The sequence below is a fragment of the Streptomyces sp. DH37 genome (genome assembly GCF_029813835.1).
Taxonomy (GTDB): Bacteria; Actinomycetota; Actinomycetes; order Streptomycetales; family Streptomycetaceae; genus Streptomyces.
This window is the reverse complement of the sequence record NZ_JARVKV010000027.1, coordinates 55,110-73,347: the sequence shown is the minus strand read 5'-3', so window position 1 is coordinate 73,347 and position 18,238 is coordinate 55,110. Positions and strand designations below refer to the sequence as shown.

Here is an 18,238-nt window from a genome sequence, read left to right as displayed (position 1 = left end):
CGCGACGGGGCGGGACCGCCGCGGCGGTCCCGCCCCGTCCGTCCGGTGCCCGCCGGGCCGCGTCGGGCGGCCCGGCGGTCGCGGTACGCGGCGGGCGGATCACCTCACCGGGGTGAAGTCCCGCGCGCCGATGAACTCCGGGCGCCGCACGGGCGCCGCGAACGGCTCCACCGCGGTGTTCTCCACGCTGTTGAAGACGATGAAGACGTTGCTCCGCGGGTACGGGGTGATGTTGTCCCCGGAACCGTGCATGCAGTTGCAGTCGAACCAGGTCGCCGAGCCCGGCCTGCCGGTGAACAGCCGGATGCCGTGGTCGGAGGCCAGCCTGGTCAGCGCCTCGTCGGACGGCGTGCCCGCGTCCTGCATCTGCAGGGACTTCTTGTAGTTGTCCTTCGGGGTGGCGCCCGCGCAGCCGAGGAACGTCCTGTGCGAACCCGGCATGATCATCAGGGCGCCGTTGGTCTCGAAGTTCTCGGTCAGGGCGATCGAGACGGAGACCGTCCGCATGTTGGGCAGGCCGTCCTCGGCGTGCCAGGTCTCGAAGTCGGAGTGCCAGTAGAACCCCGAGGCCCCGAAGCCCGGCTTGACGTTGATCCGGCTCTGGTGGACGTACACGTCCGAGCCCAGTATCTGCCGCGCGCGGCCCACCACCCGCGGGTCACGCACCAGGCCGGCGAAGACCTCGCTGATCTTGTGGACCTCGAAGACGGAGCGGATCTCCTGCGACTTCGGCTCCACGATCGAACGTTCGTCCGCGCGGATCAGCGGGTCCGAGATCAGCCGGTTCAGCTCCCGGTTGTAGACCTCCACCTCATCGGGGCCGATGAGCTGCTCGATCGCCAGGAAGCCGTCCCGGTCGTAGGCCTCGAGGTCCGCGGCCTCGATCGGGCCCGGGGCGCCGGGCGCGGACCACACCACCGGGTCCTGCCGCGGGGTGATCACCTCGGTGGCCCCCCGGGTCGGGTAGAGGTCTGCGGTGCGTTCGGGTGCGGTGGTCATGTTCTGCCTTCCTCTCCTCATCGTGCGGCCCTGTTCCCGCGTGTGGCCGCTTCGCTGCGGGTTCTCTCGCCAGGGCCTCCCGTGTGGTCTCGGCCGACGTCCGGCACCGGCCCGTCCGGACCGGCCGGTGCCGGACGTCAGCTCTCGTCCGGTTCGGTGAGCAGGGGGTAGACGCCGTTCTCGTCGTGGTCCTCGCGGCCGGTGACCGGCGGGTTGAAGACGCAGACGCAACGGAAGTCCGTCTTGGGACGAAGTGTGTGCTTCTCGTGTCCGTCCAGCAAGTACATGGTGCCGGGGGAGATCCAGTGCTTCTCGCCGGTCTCGTCGTTGGTGAGCTCGGCCTCGCCCTCCACGCAGAGGACGGCCTCCACGTGGTTGGCGTACCACATCGAGGTCTCCGTGCCGGCGTAGAGCACGGTCTCGTGCAGCGAGAAGCCCACGCGCTCCTTCGCCAGCACGATCCGCTTGCTCTCCCAGGTGCCGGAGGCGGACCTGACGTGGCGGTCGGTGTCCTCGATTTCCTGCAGCGATCGGACGATCACGGTGCTGTGGTGCCTTCCTGTCGGAGGCCCATCCGCGGAAAACGGCGCGGGATGGGCCATTCGGGTGGTGCGCGCGGCGGCCGGACGGCCCCGGCGCCGGGCGGCGCCGGGGCCGTGCGGTGCCGCGTGTGTCAGGCGGTCTCGCGGACCGCGCGGGCCAGGATGCGCAGGCCCTCGTCCAGCTCCTCGGGGGAGATCGTCAGCGCCGGGAGCAGCTTGACGACCTCGCTCTCGGGGCCGGAGGTCTCGATCAGCAGTCCGAGTTCGAAGGCCCGGGACGCCACGGAGCCCGCGCGCGACTTGTCGTGGAACTCCAGGCCCCACACCAGGCCGCGGCCGCGGACGTCGGCCACCTCCTCACGGTGCTCGGCGGCGATGGCGCGCAGGGCGGACTCCACCTGCTCGCCGCGGGCCAGCGTCTGCTTCTCCATCTGCCCGTCGGTCCAGTACGTACCCAGCGCGGCGGCCGCGGTGACGAAGGCGGGGTTGTTGCCGCGGAAGGTGCCGTTGTGCTCGCCCGGCTCCCAGATGTCCAGCTCGGGCCGGAACAGGGTCAGCGCCATCGGCAGGCCGTAGCCGCTGATGGACTTGGAGACGGTGATGATGTCGGGGGTGATCCCCGCCTCCTCGAAGGAGAAGAAAGCACCCGTACGGCCGCAGCCCATCTGGATGTCGTCGACGATCAGCAGCATGTCCTGGCGCTTGCACAGGTCGGCCAGGGCGCGCAGCCACTCGGGCCGGGCCACGTTGATGCCGCCCTCGCCCTGCACGGTCTCGACGATCACGGCGGCCGGCCGGTTCAGACCGGAGCCGGAGTCCTGGAGCAGGCGCTCGAACCACAGGAAGTCCTCGACCTTGCCGTCGAGGTAGTTGTCGAAGGGCATCGGGGTGCCGTGCACCAGCGGGACGCCCGCGCCGGCGCGCTTGAAGGCGTTGCCGGTCACCGCCAGCGAGCCCAGCGACATGCCGTGGAAGGCGTTGGTGAAGGAGACGATCGACTCCCGCCCCTTGACCTTGCGGGCCAGCTTCAGCGCGGACTCCACGGCGTTGGTGCCGGTCGGGCCGGGGAACATCACCTTGTGGTCCAGGCCGCGCGGGCGCAGGATCACCTCCTGGAAGGTCTCCAGGAAGGCCCGCTTGGCGGTGGTTGACATGTCCAGGCCGTGCGTGACGCCGTCGCGCTCCAGGTAGTCCAGCAGGGCGCGTTTGAGGACCGGGTTGTTGTGGCCGTAGTTCAGTGACCCGGCGCCGGCGAAGAAGTCGAGGAAGGTGTGGCCGTCCTCGTCGTACATGTAGCTGCCGCGCGCCCGGTCGAAGACGGTGGGCCAGCCACGGCAGTAGCTGCGCACCTCCGATTCCAGGGTCTGGAAGATGCTCAGGTCGGGCTGGGTGATGGTCACAGCGATCTCCTGGGAGATGGGTTGCGAGAGGAGTGGGAGGTCCGGGGGCGCCGGCGTGCGCCGCGCCGGTGGTCAGCGGCCCGGGGCGGCGGCCGAGGCGGCGGCCAGGGCGGGGACGGGCCCGATCCGGTACAGCACCTCGGGCTCGTGCCCGTCCTCCGGGAACACCGCGCCGTCGAAGAGGACGTCGCGCCGGACCGGCGCGCCGTGGCGGTCCGCGTAGGAGGTGAACAGTCGGTTGGAGGCGGTGTTGTCAGGGGTGATCGTCGTCTCGATCCCGTCGATGCCCAGCTCCTCGGCGACACGGGTGGTCAGCCCGTCGAGCATCGCCGCGGCGAGGCCGCGTCCGCGCTGTCCGTGGTCGACGGCGACCTGCCAGACGACCAGGGTCCGCGGGTGCTGCGGCCGGGTGTAGCCGGTGATGAAGCCGACCGGCTCACCGTCGCCGTCGCGCGCCACCACGGAGGTGGCGGCGAAGTCGCGGCACCACAGGAGGTAGCTGTAGGAGGAGTTGAGGTCGAGTACCCGGGAGTCGCGTGCGATCCGCCAGATCGCGGCGCCGTCCTCCACGCGGGGCGCGTCGAGCTTCAGTCCCTCCGGCATTTCAATGGTCTTTCTGTGGGCACCTGCATGGTCTGCTTGTGCGGCGGTCATGCAAATCCAATTTACCCAGAGCGAACTCAAATCACATCGAGGAAGGGGGTTACGTGGACGCGGTGTCTGTGTTATCGCGCGTAGGTGCGCACGCGCACGAACAGCGAGGTGATTCGCCCGTTTTGACCCGTATTTTCCGGGCAAAGAGGAAGCGATGTTGAGTCCGTCACAGATCCATAACAGGCGCGGAGCGTGTCCGAAATACACGGTTCGCCGATATCAAATCTTGGCGTTTAAGGGCGCTGCGAGTGGGAATGAGGATAGCGGGATTCTACTCTGAACAAGTGCCCGTAAATTCATCTTCGATTCATGGAAGATATCTCGGCGAAACCCGATCGTAAGATTGTTCCGGCAACTCGGCGAAGCCTCCGCGCACCTCCACCGGGCCGCCCGGCCCGGTGCCGCGGGCGGTGTAGGAGTCGCGCCCCGCGTCCCGGGGGCCCTCCGCGTGGTCGTACTGGCCGGCGAACCGGTGCTCTCCCGGCGGCACCGTGCGGCCCTCGCGCAGTACCCAGCGGTACACCAGCGCACCGCCCTCCTCGCGCGCGCTCACCTCGAAGGCGTCCGCCGGCAGGGTGCACCAGGAGCCCGTGTGCCGTACGCCTCCGGTCAGCGCGACGCGCAGCTCCACGGTGAGGGAGGCCAGCGGTTCGCCGCTGTGCAGGACGACCCCGCTCTGCGCCCAGTACGCGTTGTCGCCGGGGCCCAGCACCGCCTCGGAGCGCAGGTGGCCGTCCCGCGGCCGTCCCGCCGCCCCGCCGTCGCCGGACGGGGCGGCGGGGGGCGTGGCGGGGGCTGTGGTGGAAGGTGTGGCGGAGGGCGCGGGCGGCGGCGCGCCGCCGGGGGCCGCGGGACCCGCCGGCGTCCGCACCTCCCACGGCGCCCCGCCGCCGCCCGCCGCCCAGTCGGCCGCCAGGCCCCCCGCGGCGAGGACCGCCGTCAGCCCGCCCGCCGCCCCGGCCACCCGGAGCCAGGCCCGGGCGGGGCGCGGCCGGGTGCCGCGCGCCCCCTCCTCGGGTCCGGCCGCGATGCGCGCGGCCGTCCGGGCCCACATGCGGGCCCGGTCCGGCCGGTGCCCGTCGGCGGCGGCCCTGAGCCGCGCGGTCACATCGGGGCGGTCGCTCACCAGCCGCTCCGTCCCGCCGGCCCGGCGCGCAGCGCCCGTACGGTCCCGTACGCGCGGTCGGACCCCGCACGGGCCGGCGCCAGCATCCGCTCCAGCTCGGCGATGCCGCGCGAGGTCTGGCTCTTGACGGTGCCGACCGAGATGCCCAGGGTCCGGGCGGTCTCCTTCTCCGACAGGTCGAAGGCGTGCCGCAGCACGACGCACGCCCGCTTGCGCAGCGGCAGCCGGGCGAGCGCGTCGCGCACGTCCAGCACCGCGGAGACGTCCGGGTCGTCGACGCGGTCGGGCCGGTGCGACCAGAACAGGGCGATCCGGCGGCGCTCGCGCATCAGGCTGCGCAGCCGGGTGCGCGCCATGCCGGCCACCACGCCCCGCGCGTACGTGAGCGGGCACCCGCCGGCGCGCACGCTCTCCCACCGGCGCCACACCGCGACGAGCGCGTCGGCGGCGAGGTCGTCGGCCCCCTCGGAGTCCCCCAGCAGGAGGTAGGCGAAGCGGGACAGGTCGGCGTAGTACCGGTCGAAGAAGGCGTGGAACTCTTCGGTGGGGGCGTCCACGCGGCCTCCTCAGGGCTCGTCGGATCCTGTGAAGTGACGTACCACGACCCCCTGTGGCTGCGTGAGCGTAGCAGGGGACTCGTACAGTGCGGCATATGAGCGAGCGCGGGAACTTCCACATCAGGGGGCGGGTCCTGACCGGGCCGGACCCCGACGACGTCCGGGACGAACTGTGGGTCGTGGACGGGCGGATCACCTACGAGCGGCCCACCGGACCGCTGGAGACCACCACCGTCGAGGGCTGGGTGCTGCCCGGCCTGGTGGACGCCCACTGCCATGTCGGACTCGACGCCCACGGCGCCGTCGACGACGCCACCAGCGAGAAGCAGGCCGTCACCGACCGCGACGCCGGGACGCTGCTCATCCGGGACGCCGGCTCCGCGGCGGACACCCGCTGGATCGACGACCGCGAGGACCTGCCGCGCATCATCCGCGCCGGCCGCCACATCGCCCGCACCAGGCGCTACATCCGCAACTACGCCCACGAGATCGAGCCCGGTGACCTGGCGGCCTACGTGCGGCGCGAGGCGCGGCGCGGCGACGGCTGGGTCAAGCTCGTCGGCGACTGGATAGACCGCGAGCAGGGCGACCTGACCGCCTGCTGGCCGCGCGGCGCCGTCGAGGCCGCCATCGCCGCCGCCCACGAGGAGGGCGCGCGGGTCACCGCCCACTGCTTCGCCGAGGACTCGCTGCGCGACCTGGTGGAGGCCGGGATCGACTGCGTCGAGCACGCCACCGGCCTGACCGAGGAGACCATTCCGCTCTTCGCCGAGCGGGGCGTCGCCATCGTCCCCACCCTGGTCAACATCGCGACCTTCCCCCGGCTCGCCGAGGGCGGCGAGAAGAAGTTCCCGCGCTGGGCCGATCACATGCGGCGCCTCCACGAGCGGCGCTACGACACCGTGCGGGCGGCGTACGACGCGGGCATCCCGGTCTTCGTCGGCACGGACGCGGGCGGCTCGCTCCCCCACGGGCTGGTGGCCGACGAGGTCGCGGAACTGGTGGCGGCGGGCATCCCGCCGGTCGACGCCCTGTCGGCGACCGCCTGGGCGGCCCGTGCCTGGCTGGGGCGCCCGGGGCTGGAGGAGGGCGCCGAGGCGGATCTGGTGGTGTACGAGGCCGACCCGCGGGCCGACGTACGGGTGCTGGCGGCGCCGCGCGCGGTGATGCTCAGGGGGCGTGTCGTGCGGTGAGCCGCGCGGTGGGGCGGGCCGCGCGACCGGCCGGTGGAGGTGCGAAGTGATACCCACGATCCGCTAATCGAAAACTGCGACCGGTATGACTCTTTCGGGTGAACTAACCCTGCGTATCCGCTCTTTCGCGCTACGTGGGTCAACAATGGCGTGGTCTCAGTCACCGGTGTGAGCGATGTCCCCCATTGGCCGCCGGTGACGTCATGCAATTCGTGGGGGTTTCACCTGTGAACAAGTCTGTCTACGGCCTGCTCGCCGCCGCCGCCCTGGTGGGGGCCACCGCAGCGCCCGCGGACGCCGCCGGCGACGAGGGCTCGGCGAGCGCGGCCGTGCTCCGGGCGAACCTGGACGTCTCCCTGCTCGAGGGAGGCGCCGGCGTGCCGGTGAACGCCGAGCTCAACGCGGTGCGGGCGCCGGAGGACACCGAGAAGGCCGCGGCGACCGTCAGGGTCAGGGTCGAGGGGGCCGAGCGCGGCAGGCCGATCGCCCTGCTGCGCGCGGACGCGGCCACCGCGCGGGCGACGGCCGGCGAGGACCGGGCCGAGGGCTACTCCAACCTGCTCAGGGCCAGGGTGCACGTGCCGGGGCTGCCGCTGCTGTCCCTGATCAAGGTCGACGCGGTCACCTCCCGCGCCGTCTGCGAGGCCGGCGCCCGGCCGGTCGCCGAGTCGGAGATCCCCGGCACCGTCACGGTGCTCGGCAAGAGGGTCGCGGTGAAGGCCGACGGCACCACCTCGGTCCGGGTGGAGGGCGTCGGCACGGTCGAGCTGAAGCTGGCCGAGGCCGTGACCACCTCCCGTACGGCCGCCGCCACCGCGCTGAGGCTGGACGTCGCGGTCGACCCGGCCGACCTCGGCGTGGCCGGGGTCGAGGGCCGGGTGACGCTGGTGGAGGCCGCCTGCGAGACACCCGGGGGCGAGGGCGGCGGGTCCACCGGCGGGAACGGCGGGTCCACCGGGTCCACCGGCGGCGATGGCGGGTCGAGCGGGTCCACCGGCGGTGACGGCGGGTCGAGCGGGTCGAGCGGATCCGCCGGGTCCACCGGCGGGAACGGCGGGTCGAGCGGGTCGAGCGGTGCCGCCAGCGGCGGCTCCACCGAGGGCTCCACCGGCGGTGACGGCAGCTCGACGGGTTCGGCCGGTTCGACGGGTTCGACGGGTTCGGCCGGTTCCACCGACGGCAAGGGGAACGAGCCGCGGCCGCAGACCGGTTCGGAGCCGTCGGGCGAGAAGCCCACCGGCAGCCTCGCCGAGACGGGCGGCAGCTCGGCCACCCCGTACATCGCCGGCGGCGCCCTGGCACTCGTCGCCGCGGGCGGCGCGCTCGTGATGCTGCGCCGCCGCCGCGCCTCCGGGGCGGCCGACGCCTGACGTCCGGTCCGGCCGGGGCGAGCGGCGGCGGGACCCCCGAGGGGGCCCGCCGCCGCTCCGCGCGTCAGCGCACCCCGAGCCCGGCCAGCGCCCGCACCAGGCGGTCCGTCGTCGCCCGGTCCCGTACGGCCAGCCGCAGCCACCGGGCGTCCAGCCCGGGGAAGGTGTCCCCGCGGCGCACCGCGATGCCCTCCGCGCGCAGCCGCTCCCGCAGCGCCGCCGCCTCCGGGTGCCGTACCAGGACGAAGGGCGCCCGGGGATCCGGTGTCGCCTGCCGCAGCTCGGCGAAGTCCGCGAGCCGGCCGAGCAGATGGGCCCGGTCGGCGGCGGTCCGCTGCGCCGCCCGCTCGGCCTCGGCCAGCGCGTCCGGGGAGCAGCACGCCTCGGCCGCGGTGAGCGCCGGGGAGGAGACCGGCCACAGCGGCTGGTGCCGTGCCAGCCCGGCGACGGTCTCCGGGTCGGAGAGCAGGTAGCCGACGCGCAGCCCCGCCAGCCCCCAGGTCTTGGTGAGGCTGCGCAGCACCACGGTGCGGCCCGGCAGTCCGGTGACGAGGCCGGCCAGGGACTCGCGTTCGCCCGGCACCGCGTCGATGAACGCCTCGTCCACCACCAGTGTCCGGCCCGGCCGCGCCAGCTCCGCCAGCGCGGAGGCGGGGTGGAGCACGGACGTGGGGTTGGTCGGGTTGCCGACGACCACCGCGCCGGCACCGGCGGGGACGCGGGCGGGGTCGAGCCGGAAGCCGTCCCGCTCCTCCAGGACGACCCGCTCCACCCGGTGGCCCGCGTCGAGCAGGGCGGCCTCCGGCTCGGTGAACTGCGGGTGCACCACGACCGGGCCGCCCGCGCGCCAGGTGTCCGCCCCGGGCGGGGGCAGGGCCCGGGCGAGCAGGACGAACGCCTCCGCCGCGCCCGCCGTCAGCAGGACGCACTCCTCCGGCAGCCCGTGCCGTGCCGCCACCGCCCGCCGCGCCGCCCGCCCGTCGGGGTAGGCGGCCAGCGAGTCGAGCGAGGCGGCGATCCGCTCCTTCAGCCACGCGGGGGGCGTGCCGGCGCGGACGTTGACGGCGAGGTCCACCAGGTCCGCGTCCGCGTCCCGCACCTCCGCGTCGCCGTGGTGGCGCAGGTCGTGCGCGGTCCCCGGGGGCCGGGACGGCTCCACGGGCTCAGTGAGCGTGGGCATGGCCGCCGTTGTGGTGATGGTGGTGCCCGTGCCCGTCGTCGTCCGGGTGGTGGTGCGGCCGCTGCGGCATGCCCACCTTGTCCTCGAAGCCGGGCAGCGCGACGCGGTAGACGCACGAGTCGCAGTTCATCCGCAGATCGCCCTCGACGGCCTCCGCGTACCGCTCCCAGACCAGCTCCGCCAACTCGTCGGTGGGGCCTATGACATCGGCGGAGAGCACCTCGGTCTCCGGGTGCGCCGCGGCCCAGCCCCGGGTCTGCATCCGCACCCGGTCCGGCAGGATGCCGGTGAACAGGAAGTACGGCAGCACCACGATCCGGCGGGCGCCCAGCATCCGGCAGCGTTCCAGACCGGAGGGGACGTCGGGGGCGGCGAGCGAGACGAACGCCGTCTCCACGCCCGCGTAGCCGCGCCCCTCCCACAGCAGCCGGGCCGCCTTGTGCACCTCGGCGTTGGCGTCCGGGTCGGTGGAGCCGCGGCCGACCAGCAGCACCGTGGTGCCGGCGCGGTCGGCCTCGCCGCGCGCCCCGCGCAGCGCCTCGTCCACCCGGCGCTCCAGCACGTTCAGCAGCGCCGGGTGCGGGCCGAGCGGGCGGCCGTAGGCGTAGGAGGTGCCCGGATGGCGCCGCTCCTCGCGGGCCAGGGCGGCCGGGATGTCGCCCTTGGCGTGTCCGGCCGAGACCAGCATCAGCGGGACGGCGGCGAAGCTCCGCACGCCCCGGCCGGTCAGTTCGGCGACGGCGTCGGCGAGCGGCGGCGGGGACAGTTCGATGAACCCTCCCGCGACGGGGAGGTCGGGCCGCCGCTCGCCGAGGTCGCGCACGAAGGAGCGGAACGCCTCGGCACCGGCGTCGTCACGGGTGCCATGGCCGACGAGGAGCAGGGCGGGCGGGGTGGTCACTGGGTCTCCTTGGTGGTGCTGGGGGTGGTGCCGGGAGCGGCGCCGGGGATGGCGCCGGCGGGTCGTGCCGCGGTGGCGGGGGCGTACAGAAGGGCGTTGAGGGCGGCGGCGGCCACCGCGCTGCCGCCCTTCTCCGAGACGTTGCTGACGGCCGGCAGGCCGCTGGCGCGCAGCGCCGCCTTGCTCTCGGCCGCTCCGACGAAGCCGACGGGCAGACCGATGACCAGGGCGGGCTCCGCGTCCAGGGCGAGCAGTTCGAACAGGGCGGTGGGCGCGCAGCCGACCACCCACACCGCACCCGGCCCGACCTGCTCGTAGGCCAGCCGTACCGCGTGCGCGGAGCGGGTCAGACCGGGACCGGCGCAGGCGTCGGCGAGCCGGCACACCGTCTCGCGGCGGGTGATCCCGGCGGCGACCATCTCGACGTCCGCCACGACCGGCGCGCCGGCGTGCAGGGCGGCGTGCGCGGAGCGCAGCGCGCCCTCGTCGGTGACCAGGTCGTCGGCGTACGCCAGGTCCGCGCTGGAGTGGATCACCCGCTCCACCACGGCCCGCGTCAGCGGCGGGAGGTGGGAGGTGTCCAGCCGCGAACGCAGGATGCGGTACGACTCCTCCTCGATGGGGTGGACGGTACGGGGTGTCGGGGGCGTCACGGCCTCTCCTCGGGGGGTTCCACGGCGGTGTCTGCGGAGTTCTCGGCGGCCGGCGCGGTGGCCGGAATGGTGGCCGGCACGGCGGGGACCGCGGCGGAGGTCTCCTCGACGGCGTCGACCGGGCACACCTCGACGCACTCCAGGCAGCCGGTGCACAGCTCGGCCCGCACCAGCAGCGTGCCGCCCAGCGGGCGGATCGCGTGGACCGGGCAGGTCAGCAGGCAGGCGCCGCAGCCCGCGCAGCGCGCGGTGACGGTCACGGGCGCGAGCGCCGGAGGCGGGGGCGGGGGCGTCACGAGCCCTCCTGCCAGCGGTAGCCGCGCGGGGTGACCATGCGCCCGGCGACGGTGCGGGTGGCGGTGTTGCCGACGGTCACCACCGTCATCATGTCGACCGTCTCCGGATCGAGCCCGCCGAGCGTGGTCACGGTGACGCGCTCGCCGGGGCGCGAGGCGTTGCGCACCACGCCGACCGGGGTGCGCGGGGCACGGTGCTGCGCCAGCAGGGCGAGCGCCTTGGGCAGCTGCCAGTCGCGGCCCCGGCTGCGCGGGTTGTAGAACGTCACCACCAGGTCGGACTCGGCCGCCGCGCGCACCCGGCGCTCGATCACCTCCCAGGGGGTGTGCAGGTCCGACAGGCTGATCGAGACGTGGTCGTGGCCCAGCGGCGCGCCCAGCAGCGCGGCGGCGGCCAGCGCGGCGGTGACCCCGGGGACGCCCACCACGTCGATGTCCGAGGACGCCTCGGCCAGGGCGGGCGAGGCCATGGCGTACACCCCCGCGTCGCCGCTGCCGATCAGCGCCACCGCGCGACCCGAGCGGGCCTCGGCCACGGCGGTGCGGGCGCGCTCCTCCTCCGCGCCGAGCCCCGACTCCAGCACGCGGGTGCCCGGGCGCAGCAGGTCGCGGATCTGGTCCACGTACTGGTCGAGTCCGACGACCACGGAGGCGCGGCGCAGTTCGTCACGGGCGCGCGGGGTGAGCAGGTCGCGGGCGCCGGGTCCGAGCCCGACGACGGCCAGCCGTCCGCGCGGACGCCGCCGCGCCACGGCGCAGGTCGCCATCGCCGCGCGCCCCTCGGGGGCCGACTTCCGCTTGGGGACGACCAGTTCGGCGCCCTCGCCGCAGGCGAGCAGCGCGGCGGCCTCCGCCACGCTCGGGGTGCCCACGGCGGCCAGCGGCGCGTCGGAGGGGTGGGGCACGGGGACGGCGGCCAGGTCGTCGGCGGAGTACGTCCGCAGCGGCACGCCCAGGCGCCGGGCCGCCTCCACGATGCCGGGCTCGCCGGCCTTGGCCTCGACGGTGGCCAGCTCGGTGACGCACAGCGGCGACAGCCCGGCGTCGGAGAGGGCCTGCCCGACCAGCCCGGCGACCTCGTCGGCGGGGGCGCCCCGGCTGGCGCCGACCCCGACGACGAGGGTCGGGGGACGCAGCACGGCGGTGCGGTCGCCGGGGGCCACGGCACGGTCGGTGACCAGCAGGGCGTACCCGCCGCCCGCGTCTGCGCCGCCGGCCCCGCCGTCGACCGCGCCGCCGACCGCGCCGTCGCTCTGCGCGGCGTTGCCGGTGGTCTCGGTCACGTTGTGCGGCAGTGCCGGAAGGGGGAGGACGGAATGCCGCACCAGACGGACGGGCTCGCCGTCGAGGATCGCCCGCGACACCGCCGCGACGGCGCCCTCGACGGGCAGGCCGAGGGTGTCCAGACCGGGGACGCCGGCGGCGTCGGTGGCGGTGGTGACGACCGGACGGCAGCCGGGCAGGACCTCGGCCACCGCGTGCGCCAGCTCGTTCGCGCCGCCCGCGTGGCCGCCCAGCAGTGCCACGGCGTACTGCTGGGCCTCGTCCACGCACACCACGCCGGGATCGCTCGCCTTCTCGCCCAGGAGCGGGGCGACCAGCCGTACGGTCGCGCCGGTGGCCAGGAAGCAGACGAGCTGGTCGCACTCGGCGAAGGCGCGGGCGACCGCCTCGCGGACGGTGCCGCCGTCGCCGGTGTCGTAGACGCGGGTGGACCGCGGCCAGGCGGCCGCCAGCCGGTCGCGGGCGCGCCGCCCCGCGGCGGTGGCGGAGACGAGACCGGTCACACCGGTCGGGCCGTTCGGGGCGTTCACGAGGGTGCTCCTTCGGTGCCGGGGCGGGTGCCCCACAGGATGAAGACGGGGTTGCCGGCGGCGAGCCGTACCACCTCGCCGGGGAGGGGGGCCAGCCGGGAGGACTGCAGCAGCACGCCGTCGGGGGCGAGTCCGGCGGCGCCGAGCGCGGCCCGTACGGCGGGCACGCGGTCCAGCGCGGCGAGCGTGACGACGACGGCGCGGCGGGCGCGGCGGGCGCAGAGCGACACGATCTCCTCCAGCTCCCGCCCTCCGCCGCCGACGAACACGGCGTCGGGGTCGGGCAGTCCGGCGAGAGCCCCGGGCGCGGCGCCGTGCACGGTCTGGACGTCCACGCCGTGGGCGGCGGCGTTGGCGCGGCAGCGTTCGGCGCCGTCGGCGGTGCGCTCCACGGCGATCGCCGCCGCGCCCAGGCGCGCGCACTCCACCGCGACCGAGCCGGAGCCCGCGCCGACGTCCCAGACCAGATCGCCCGCGCGCGGCCCGAGCCGGGCCAGGGCCAGGGCCCGCACCTCGTACTTGGTGATCATCGAGTCGCGGTGGGCGAAGGCGTCCTCCGGCAGCGCCCATCCGGCGGGCGGGCGCGGCGGCCCGGCGAGCGCGCGGGGGGAGGGCGCCAGGGCGCGGGACTCGTCCAGGCACAGCACCACGCTGACCTCGTCCGGCCAGGTGCGGGCGGCGGCCCCGGCGGGGGAGAGGCGCTCGACGCGCTCGCCCGCCGTGCCCAGCGCGCTCGCCACCACCAGGGTGCGCGGCAGCCCGGCGGCGGCCAGGGCGGCGCCCAGCTCGGCGGGCCCCGCGCCGGGCCCGGTGAGCACGGCGGTCTTGGGATGCGCGCGGCAGACGTTGACGGCGGTGCGCGGATCGCGTCCGTGCGCGCTGACCACGGCCGCGTCGTCCCACGGCAGCCCGGCGCGGGCGAAGGCCACGGCGACGGAGGGCACGGAGGGGCGTACGTCCAGGGCACGGGCGCCGAAGCGTTCGGCGAGCGACCGGACGATCCCGAAGAACCCGGGGTCGCCGGAGGCGAGCACGACCACCCGGCCCCCGCCCCCGGACAGCTCGCGCTCGACGGCGTCCAGCGCCGGGGCGAGCGGGCCCAGGACCACGCGCCGCACGCCGGGCGGGGGGCCGGCCGCGTCCAGGTGGCGGCGGGCGCCCACGGCCAGCCGGACCCCCTGCCAGGACAGCCCGCCGGCCCCGGGGGCCGCCGTCTCCCCGGCCGTGTCCGCAGCCGTACCCGCACCCGTGCCCGTACCCACGACCGTGATCACGGCAGCAGCCCCTCGCCGTCGGAGCGGAGGGCGACCACCGTGCGGCCGGTGAAGTCCACCATGGCCGCCTCCGCCGTGATCCGGCGGTCGGTGAAGCGCTCCAGCACGTCCACCACCCGGTGGCACAGCTCCAGTCCGGCCGTCTGCAGCAGCCCCGCCGCGTCCCACAGCTCGTACGCGTGGCGGGCGGTGTTCGCCGCGGCCACCTCGGCCGCCAGCGCGTCCGTGCCGCCCACCGCGCGGGTGATGTCGGCCAGGACGGCGGTGTCCACCTTCGACCGCGTGTAGTGGGTCATCAGCACCCCGGAGGCCAGCTTGGTCAGCTTCCCCACCATGCCGACGAACACCACCCGGCCCACGCCGTGCTCCACGGCCCGCCGCAGCGCGGCCCCCGTGAAGTCGCCCACCTCGATGAAGCACACCTCGGGGAGCCGGGGCAGCAGCGCCATGGCGCCCTTCTCGGTGCGGCCGCCGGTGCACAGCACCACGGCCGGGGCGCCCTGCGCGGCGGCCACCGACACCGCCTGCTCCACGCTCGCCCGCCACGAGGCCGTCGAGAACGGCCGGACGATCCCGGTCGTCCCCAGGATGGAGATGCCGCCGAGGATGCCGAGCCGGGCGTTGGTGGTCTTGCGGGCGCGCCTCTCGCCGTCGGGCACGCTGATGGTGACGTCCACGCCGCGCGCCGCCACGTCGACGACCTCGCCCACCGCCCGGCTGATCATGGCGCGGGGCACCGGGTTGATGGCCGGGCCGCCCACCTCCAGACCGAGCCCCGGCCGGGTGACGACGCCGACGCCGACCCCGCCGTGCAGTTCGATGCCCGGCTCCTCCCGCCAGCTCACCGTGGCGGTCAGGTGCGAGCCGTGGGTGACGTCCGGGTCGTCGCCCGCGTCCTTGACCACCACCGCCTCGGTGCGGCCCGGCCGCAGCTCGGCCGAGCGCTCCACCGCGAAGGTCACCCGCCGCCCCGACGGCAGCGCGACCTCCACCCACGGCTGGGGCTCGCCCGTGACCAGGTGCAGCGCGGCGGCGCGGGCCGCCGCCGAGGCGCAGGTGCCGGTCGTCCAGCCGGTGCGCAGCGCCCTGGGCCGCTGCTTGGCGGTACGTGGCAGGTCCGGCTCCCGCAGCTCCGGCCCCCGGGAGGGCCCGCGCTCCGGGCCCTCATCCACGGTCGGCTCCCCGCGCCACCCGGTCCGCGGCCCGCTGCCCGGTCTGACCCCCGGCCTCCCGGGCCGCGCGCAGCGCCCGCCGGGCCTCCGGCCGCGCCCGTCGGTGGCCGTGGAAGTGCCCCGGGTGGTACAGGTGCGAGCGCGTGCCGGAGGCGGACAGCGCGGGGCCGACCAGGAACAGCGTGTGCTTCCACAGCCGGTGCTCCTTGACGGTCTCCTCCAGCGTGCCCACCGTGCAGCGCAGCACCAGCTCCTCCGGCCAGGTCGCCTGGTGGGCGATCACCACCGGGGTGTCGGTCGGGTAGCCGCCCTCCAGCAGCTCCACCGCCAGCTGCCCCGAGCGGGCGGCCGAGAGGAAGACCGCCATGGTGGTGCCGTGCCGGGCGAACTCCCGCACCTCCTCGCCGGGCGGCATCGGCGTCTTGCCGCCGCCGAGCCGGGTGAGGATCACCGACTGGGCGACCTCGGGAATCGTCAGCTCCCGCCCCGCGATGGCCGCCACCGCCGAGAACGACGAGACCCCGGGGACGATCTCCACCTCGACGCCCAGCTCCGCGCAGCGGTCCACCTGCTCCTGGGTGCCGCCCCACAGGGCCGGGTCGCCGGAGTGGACGCGCGCCACCTTCAGGCCCTCGCGGGCCGCGCGCTCGTAGACGGCGACGACGTCCTCCAGGGACATCGACGCCGAGTCCAGGATCTCCGCGTCCTCGCGGGCGTGGTCGAGGACCTCCTCGCGCACCAGGCTGGCCGCCCAGATCACGACGTCGGCCTCGGCGATGGCGCGGGCCGCGCGGAAGGTGAGCAGATCGGCGGCCCCGGGCCCGGCGCCCACGATGGTCACCTTGCCGGCGGCGGTTCCGGCGGTGCTTCCGGCAGCGGTCCCGGCAGCGGTTCCGGCGGTGGTCTCGACGGTGCTTCCGGCGGTGGTCTCGGCGGTCACAGTTTGCCTCCTCGGCCCTCGCGGCGGGCGGGTGCGATGAGCGTGGACAGATAGGGGAGTGCGGCGTCCCCGGAGGCGAGTTCGGCCTCCAGGTCGGCCGCCGGGCGGATCGACTCCTGCGGCAGCCCCAGCGCCGATCCCCACACCGCGCCCTCGGTGCGGCCCGTGGCGCGCAGCGCGGCGGCGACCTCGCGCGCCCGCCGGCCGAACTTGTAGGCCACCACCGTGCCCGGCCCCTCCAGGGCCTGCCGGAGCACCGCGTCCCCGGCCGTCACCGGCACCAGCGTCAGCGGCTCGGTCCCCTCGGTGAGCACCGCGCCGCAGCGCGCGGCCAGGTCCTGCATCGCGGTGATGCCCGGCACGGTCTCCACGGCCGCCTCCGGCACCAGGTCGCCGACGGTCTGGGCGAGGTAGGTGAAGGTGGAGTAGACGTTCGGGTCGCCGATGGTGGCGAAGGCCACCGTGCCGTGCGTGCGCAGCAGCGCGGCGACGCGTTCGCCCGCCGCGTCCCACGCCGCCTCCCGGCGGGCCCGGTCGCTGCGCTCGTTGAGCGCGAAGACCACCCGGACGATCCGCTCGCGCGACACGTAGTGCAGCACGGTGGCCTCGGCCCGGCCCGTGCCGCTGTCCTCCATCACGGGCACGACCACCGCGCTCGCCGAGCGCAGCGCCTTCACGCCCTTGACCGTCACCAGATCGGGGTCGCCGGGGCCGACCCCGACGCCGATCAGGCGCGGCCCGTCCGCTTCCCGCGGCTCACCGCCGTTACCGCTCATGCCGCACACCTCTCGACACATCTCCCGACGAAGCGCTGAGCCACGGACGGCTCAGCGGCCCAGTGCACATGCAGGTACGAGGCATGCACGTTGTCCTTCACGAAACCCTCGACCCGGCGTTCGGGCCGGGAGGCGCCCCAGGTCAGCCCCCACGCCGGCGCGGAGCCGGCTCCCGGCTCCCCGGCCGGCGGATCCACCGCCGTGCGGTGGAACTCGTGGCCGCGCACCCGCGTCCCGGCGGGGGCCAGGACGCTGTCGCCGACCGCCACCGCCTCGCGGTAGCCGAGGGTGAGCCGCTCGGTCATCCGGGCGGCGGCGTCCAGCACCCCGCACATCGGCGCGCCGTCCAGCTCCCCGGCCAGGTAGAGCAGTCCGGCGCACTCGGCGGCGACCGGCGCCCCCGAGGCGGCCAGCTCCGCGACGGCCCGGCGCAGCGGCTCGTTCGCCGACAGCTCCGGCGCGTACACCTCCGGGAAGCCGCCGCCCATGACCAGTCCGGCCGTGCCCGGCGGCAGCGCGGTGTCCCGCAGCGGGTCGAAGACGGCCACCTCCGCGCCCGCCGCCCGCAGCAGCTCGGCGTGCTCGGCGTAGGAGAAGGTGAACGCGGCCCCGCCCGCGACGGCCACCACCGGACGCCCGCGCGGCGGGTCCGCGGAAACCGGGGGCGCCCACGGCTCCTGGGACAGCGGCGGCGCGGAGTGCGCCAGGGCGAGCAGCGCCCGCAGATCGCAGCCGGAGCGCACCCGCTCCGCCAGCTCCGCCAGCGCCTCGGCCGCCTCCGCCCGCCGCTCGGCCACCGGGACCAGACCCAGGTGGCGCGAGGGGGTGCGCACCTGCGGCACACGGCGCAGCGCTCCCAGCACCGGCACGCCCGAGGCGTCCAGCGCCTCGCGCAGCAGCTCCTCGTGGCGGTCGGAGGCCACCTTGTTGAGGATCACCCCCGCGACGCGGACCTCCGGGTCCCAGGACGCGAAGCCGTGCACCAGCGCCGCCACCGAGCGCGACTGCGAGGAGGCGTCCACCACCAGCACCACCGGCGCCCGCAGCAGCTTCGCCACCTGCGCGGTGGAGCCCAGCTCGCCGCGGCCGGCCGCGCCGTCGTACAGCCCCATCACGCCCTCGACCACGGCCACGTCCGCGCCGGCCGCCCCGTGCAGGAACAGCGGCGCGACGCGCTCCGGGCCGCACAGGTACGCGTCGAGGTTGCGGCCGGGGCGGCCGGTGGCCAGCGCGTGGTAGCCCGGGTCGATGTAGTCCGGGCCCACCTTGTGCGGGGAGACGTCCAGCCCGGCCGCCGCGAAGGCGGCCATCAGGCCGGTGGCCACGGTGGTCTTGCCGCTGCCCGAGGAGGGCGCGGCCACGACCAGCCGGGGAAGGGTCGTCCTCATGGG

General features: G+C 75.5%; 18 protein-coding genes. 2 read left to right on the top strand and 16 right to left on the bottom strand.

Annotated elements, in window-relative coordinates; translation table 11 throughout:
• Positions 1–99: 99 nt before the first annotated feature.
• The 6 genes from thpD to QC029_RS15700 form a co-directional block, all read right to left on the bottom strand.
• Entirely contained in the window at positions 100–999 is a 900-nt protein-coding gene (gene thpD / locus QC029_RS15725) for an ectoine hydroxylase (protein ID WP_279556280.1), read from the bottom strand.
• A gap of 137 nt (positions 1,000–1,136) precedes the next feature.
• Positions 1,137–1,541, bottom strand: coding sequence for an ectoine synthase (locus QC029_RS15720; RefSeq protein WP_279556279.1), 405 nt, complete (start codon positions 1,539–1,541; stop codon positions 1,137–1,139).
• A gap of 131 nt (positions 1,542–1,672) precedes the next feature.
• Entirely contained in the window at positions 1,673–2,941 is a 1,269-nt protein-coding gene (ectB, locus tag QC029_RS15715; protein ID WP_279556278.1) for a diaminobutyrate--2-oxoglutarate transaminase, read from the bottom strand.
• 72 nt (positions 2,942–3,013) lie between these two features.
• Entirely contained in the window at positions 3,014–3,544 is a 531-nt protein-coding gene (ectA, locus tag QC029_RS15710) for a diaminobutyrate acetyltransferase (RefSeq protein WP_279556277.1), read from the bottom strand.
• Between the two features lie 358 nt (positions 3,545–3,902).
• Positions 3,903–4,721, bottom strand: a complete 819-nt coding sequence (locus tag QC029_RS15705; protein WP_279556276.1) for a hypothetical protein — start codon at positions 4,719–4,721, stop codon at positions 3,903–3,905.
• Positions 4,718–5,278, bottom strand: a complete 561-nt coding sequence (locus QC029_RS15700; protein ID WP_279556275.1) for a SigE family RNA polymerase sigma factor — start codon at positions 5,276–5,278, stop codon at positions 4,718–4,720. The genes QC029_RS15705 and QC029_RS15700 overlap by 4 nt, the downstream gene beginning before the upstream one ends.
• A 95-nt stretch (positions 5,279–5,373) precedes the next feature.
• Between QC029_RS15700 and QC029_RS15695 the strand changes: the two genes are divergently transcribed.
• Positions 5,374–6,471, top strand: coding sequence for an amidohydrolase family protein (locus tag QC029_RS15695; RefSeq protein ID WP_279556274.1), 1,098 nt, complete (start codon positions 5,374–5,376; stop codon positions 6,469–6,471).
• Between the two features lie 227 nt (positions 6,472–6,698).
• Positions 6,699–7,841: an SCO1860 family LAETG-anchored protein gene (locus QC029_RS15690; protein WP_279556273.1), complete on the top strand. Its 1,143-nt coding sequence runs from the start codon at positions 6,699–6,701 to the stop codon at positions 7,839–7,841.
• 64 nt (positions 7,842–7,905) lie between these two features.
• Here the strand turns inward: QC029_RS15690 and cobC are convergent, their stop codons facing one another.
• The 10 genes from cobC to QC029_RS15640 form a co-directional block, all read right to left on the bottom strand.
• Positions 7,906–9,021, bottom strand: a complete 1,116-nt coding sequence (cobC, locus tag QC029_RS15685) for an Rv2231c family pyridoxal phosphate-dependent protein CobC (RefSeq protein WP_279556272.1) — start codon at positions 9,019–9,021, stop codon at positions 7,906–7,908.
• A complete protein-coding gene (locus tag QC029_RS15680; protein ID WP_279556271.1) occupies positions 9,005–9,922 on the bottom strand; it encodes a sirohydrochlorin chelatase in 918 nt (305 codons plus the stop codon). Before QC029_RS15680 ends, cobC begins: the two co-directional genes overlap by 17 nt.
• A complete protein-coding gene (locus tag QC029_RS15675) occupies positions 9,919–10,575 on the bottom strand; it encodes a precorrin-8X methylmutase (protein ID WP_279556270.1) in 657 nt (218 codons plus the stop codon). The genes QC029_RS15680 and QC029_RS15675 overlap by 4 nt, the downstream gene beginning before the upstream one ends.
• Complete coding sequence (locus tag QC029_RS15670; protein WP_279556269.1) at positions 10,572–10,871, bottom strand: DUF362 domain-containing protein; 300 nt, start codon at positions 10,869–10,871, stop codon at positions 10,572–10,574. Before QC029_RS15670 ends, QC029_RS15675 begins: the two co-directional genes overlap by 4 nt.
• On the bottom strand, positions 10,868–12,658 hold the full coding sequence (gene cobJ / locus QC029_RS15665; RefSeq protein ID WP_279556288.1) for a precorrin-3B C(17)-methyltransferase: 1,791 nt from the start codon (positions 12,656–12,658) through the stop codon (positions 10,868–10,870). Before cobJ ends, QC029_RS15670 begins: the two co-directional genes overlap by 4 nt.
• Before the next feature lie 23 nt (positions 12,659–12,681).
• Positions 12,682–13,959 (bottom strand): precorrin-6y C5,15-methyltransferase (decarboxylating) subunit CbiE, encoded by a 1,278-nt coding sequence (gene cbiE / locus QC029_RS15660; protein WP_336621592.1) that lies wholly within the window; start codon positions 13,957–13,959, stop codon positions 12,682–12,684.
• On the bottom strand, positions 13,956–15,131 hold the full coding sequence (locus QC029_RS15655; RefSeq protein ID WP_279556268.1) for a cobalt-precorrin-5B (C(1))-methyltransferase: 1,176 nt from the start codon (positions 15,129–15,131) through the stop codon (positions 13,956–13,958). Before QC029_RS15655 ends, cbiE begins: the two co-directional genes overlap by 4 nt.
• Positions 15,124–15,972, bottom strand: coding sequence for a precorrin-4 C(11)-methyltransferase (gene cobM, locus QC029_RS15650; RefSeq protein WP_279556286.1), 849 nt, complete (start codon positions 15,970–15,972; stop codon positions 15,124–15,126). Before cobM ends, QC029_RS15655 begins: the two co-directional genes overlap by 8 nt.
• 95 nt (positions 15,973–16,067) lie before the next feature.
• Complete coding sequence (cobI, locus tag QC029_RS15645) at positions 16,068–16,847, bottom strand: precorrin-2 C(20)-methyltransferase (RefSeq protein WP_279556267.1); 780 nt, start codon at positions 16,845–16,847, stop codon at positions 16,068–16,070.
• The gene (locus tag QC029_RS15640; protein WP_279556266.1) at positions 16,844–18,235 is read right to left on the bottom strand and encodes a cobyrinate a,c-diamide synthase; all 1,392 of its coding nucleotides are present in this window, start codon (positions 18,233–18,235) and stop codon (positions 16,844–16,846) included. Before QC029_RS15640 ends, cobI begins: the two co-directional genes overlap by 4 nt.
• Between the last annotated feature and the right edge of the window lie 3 nt (positions 18,236–18,238).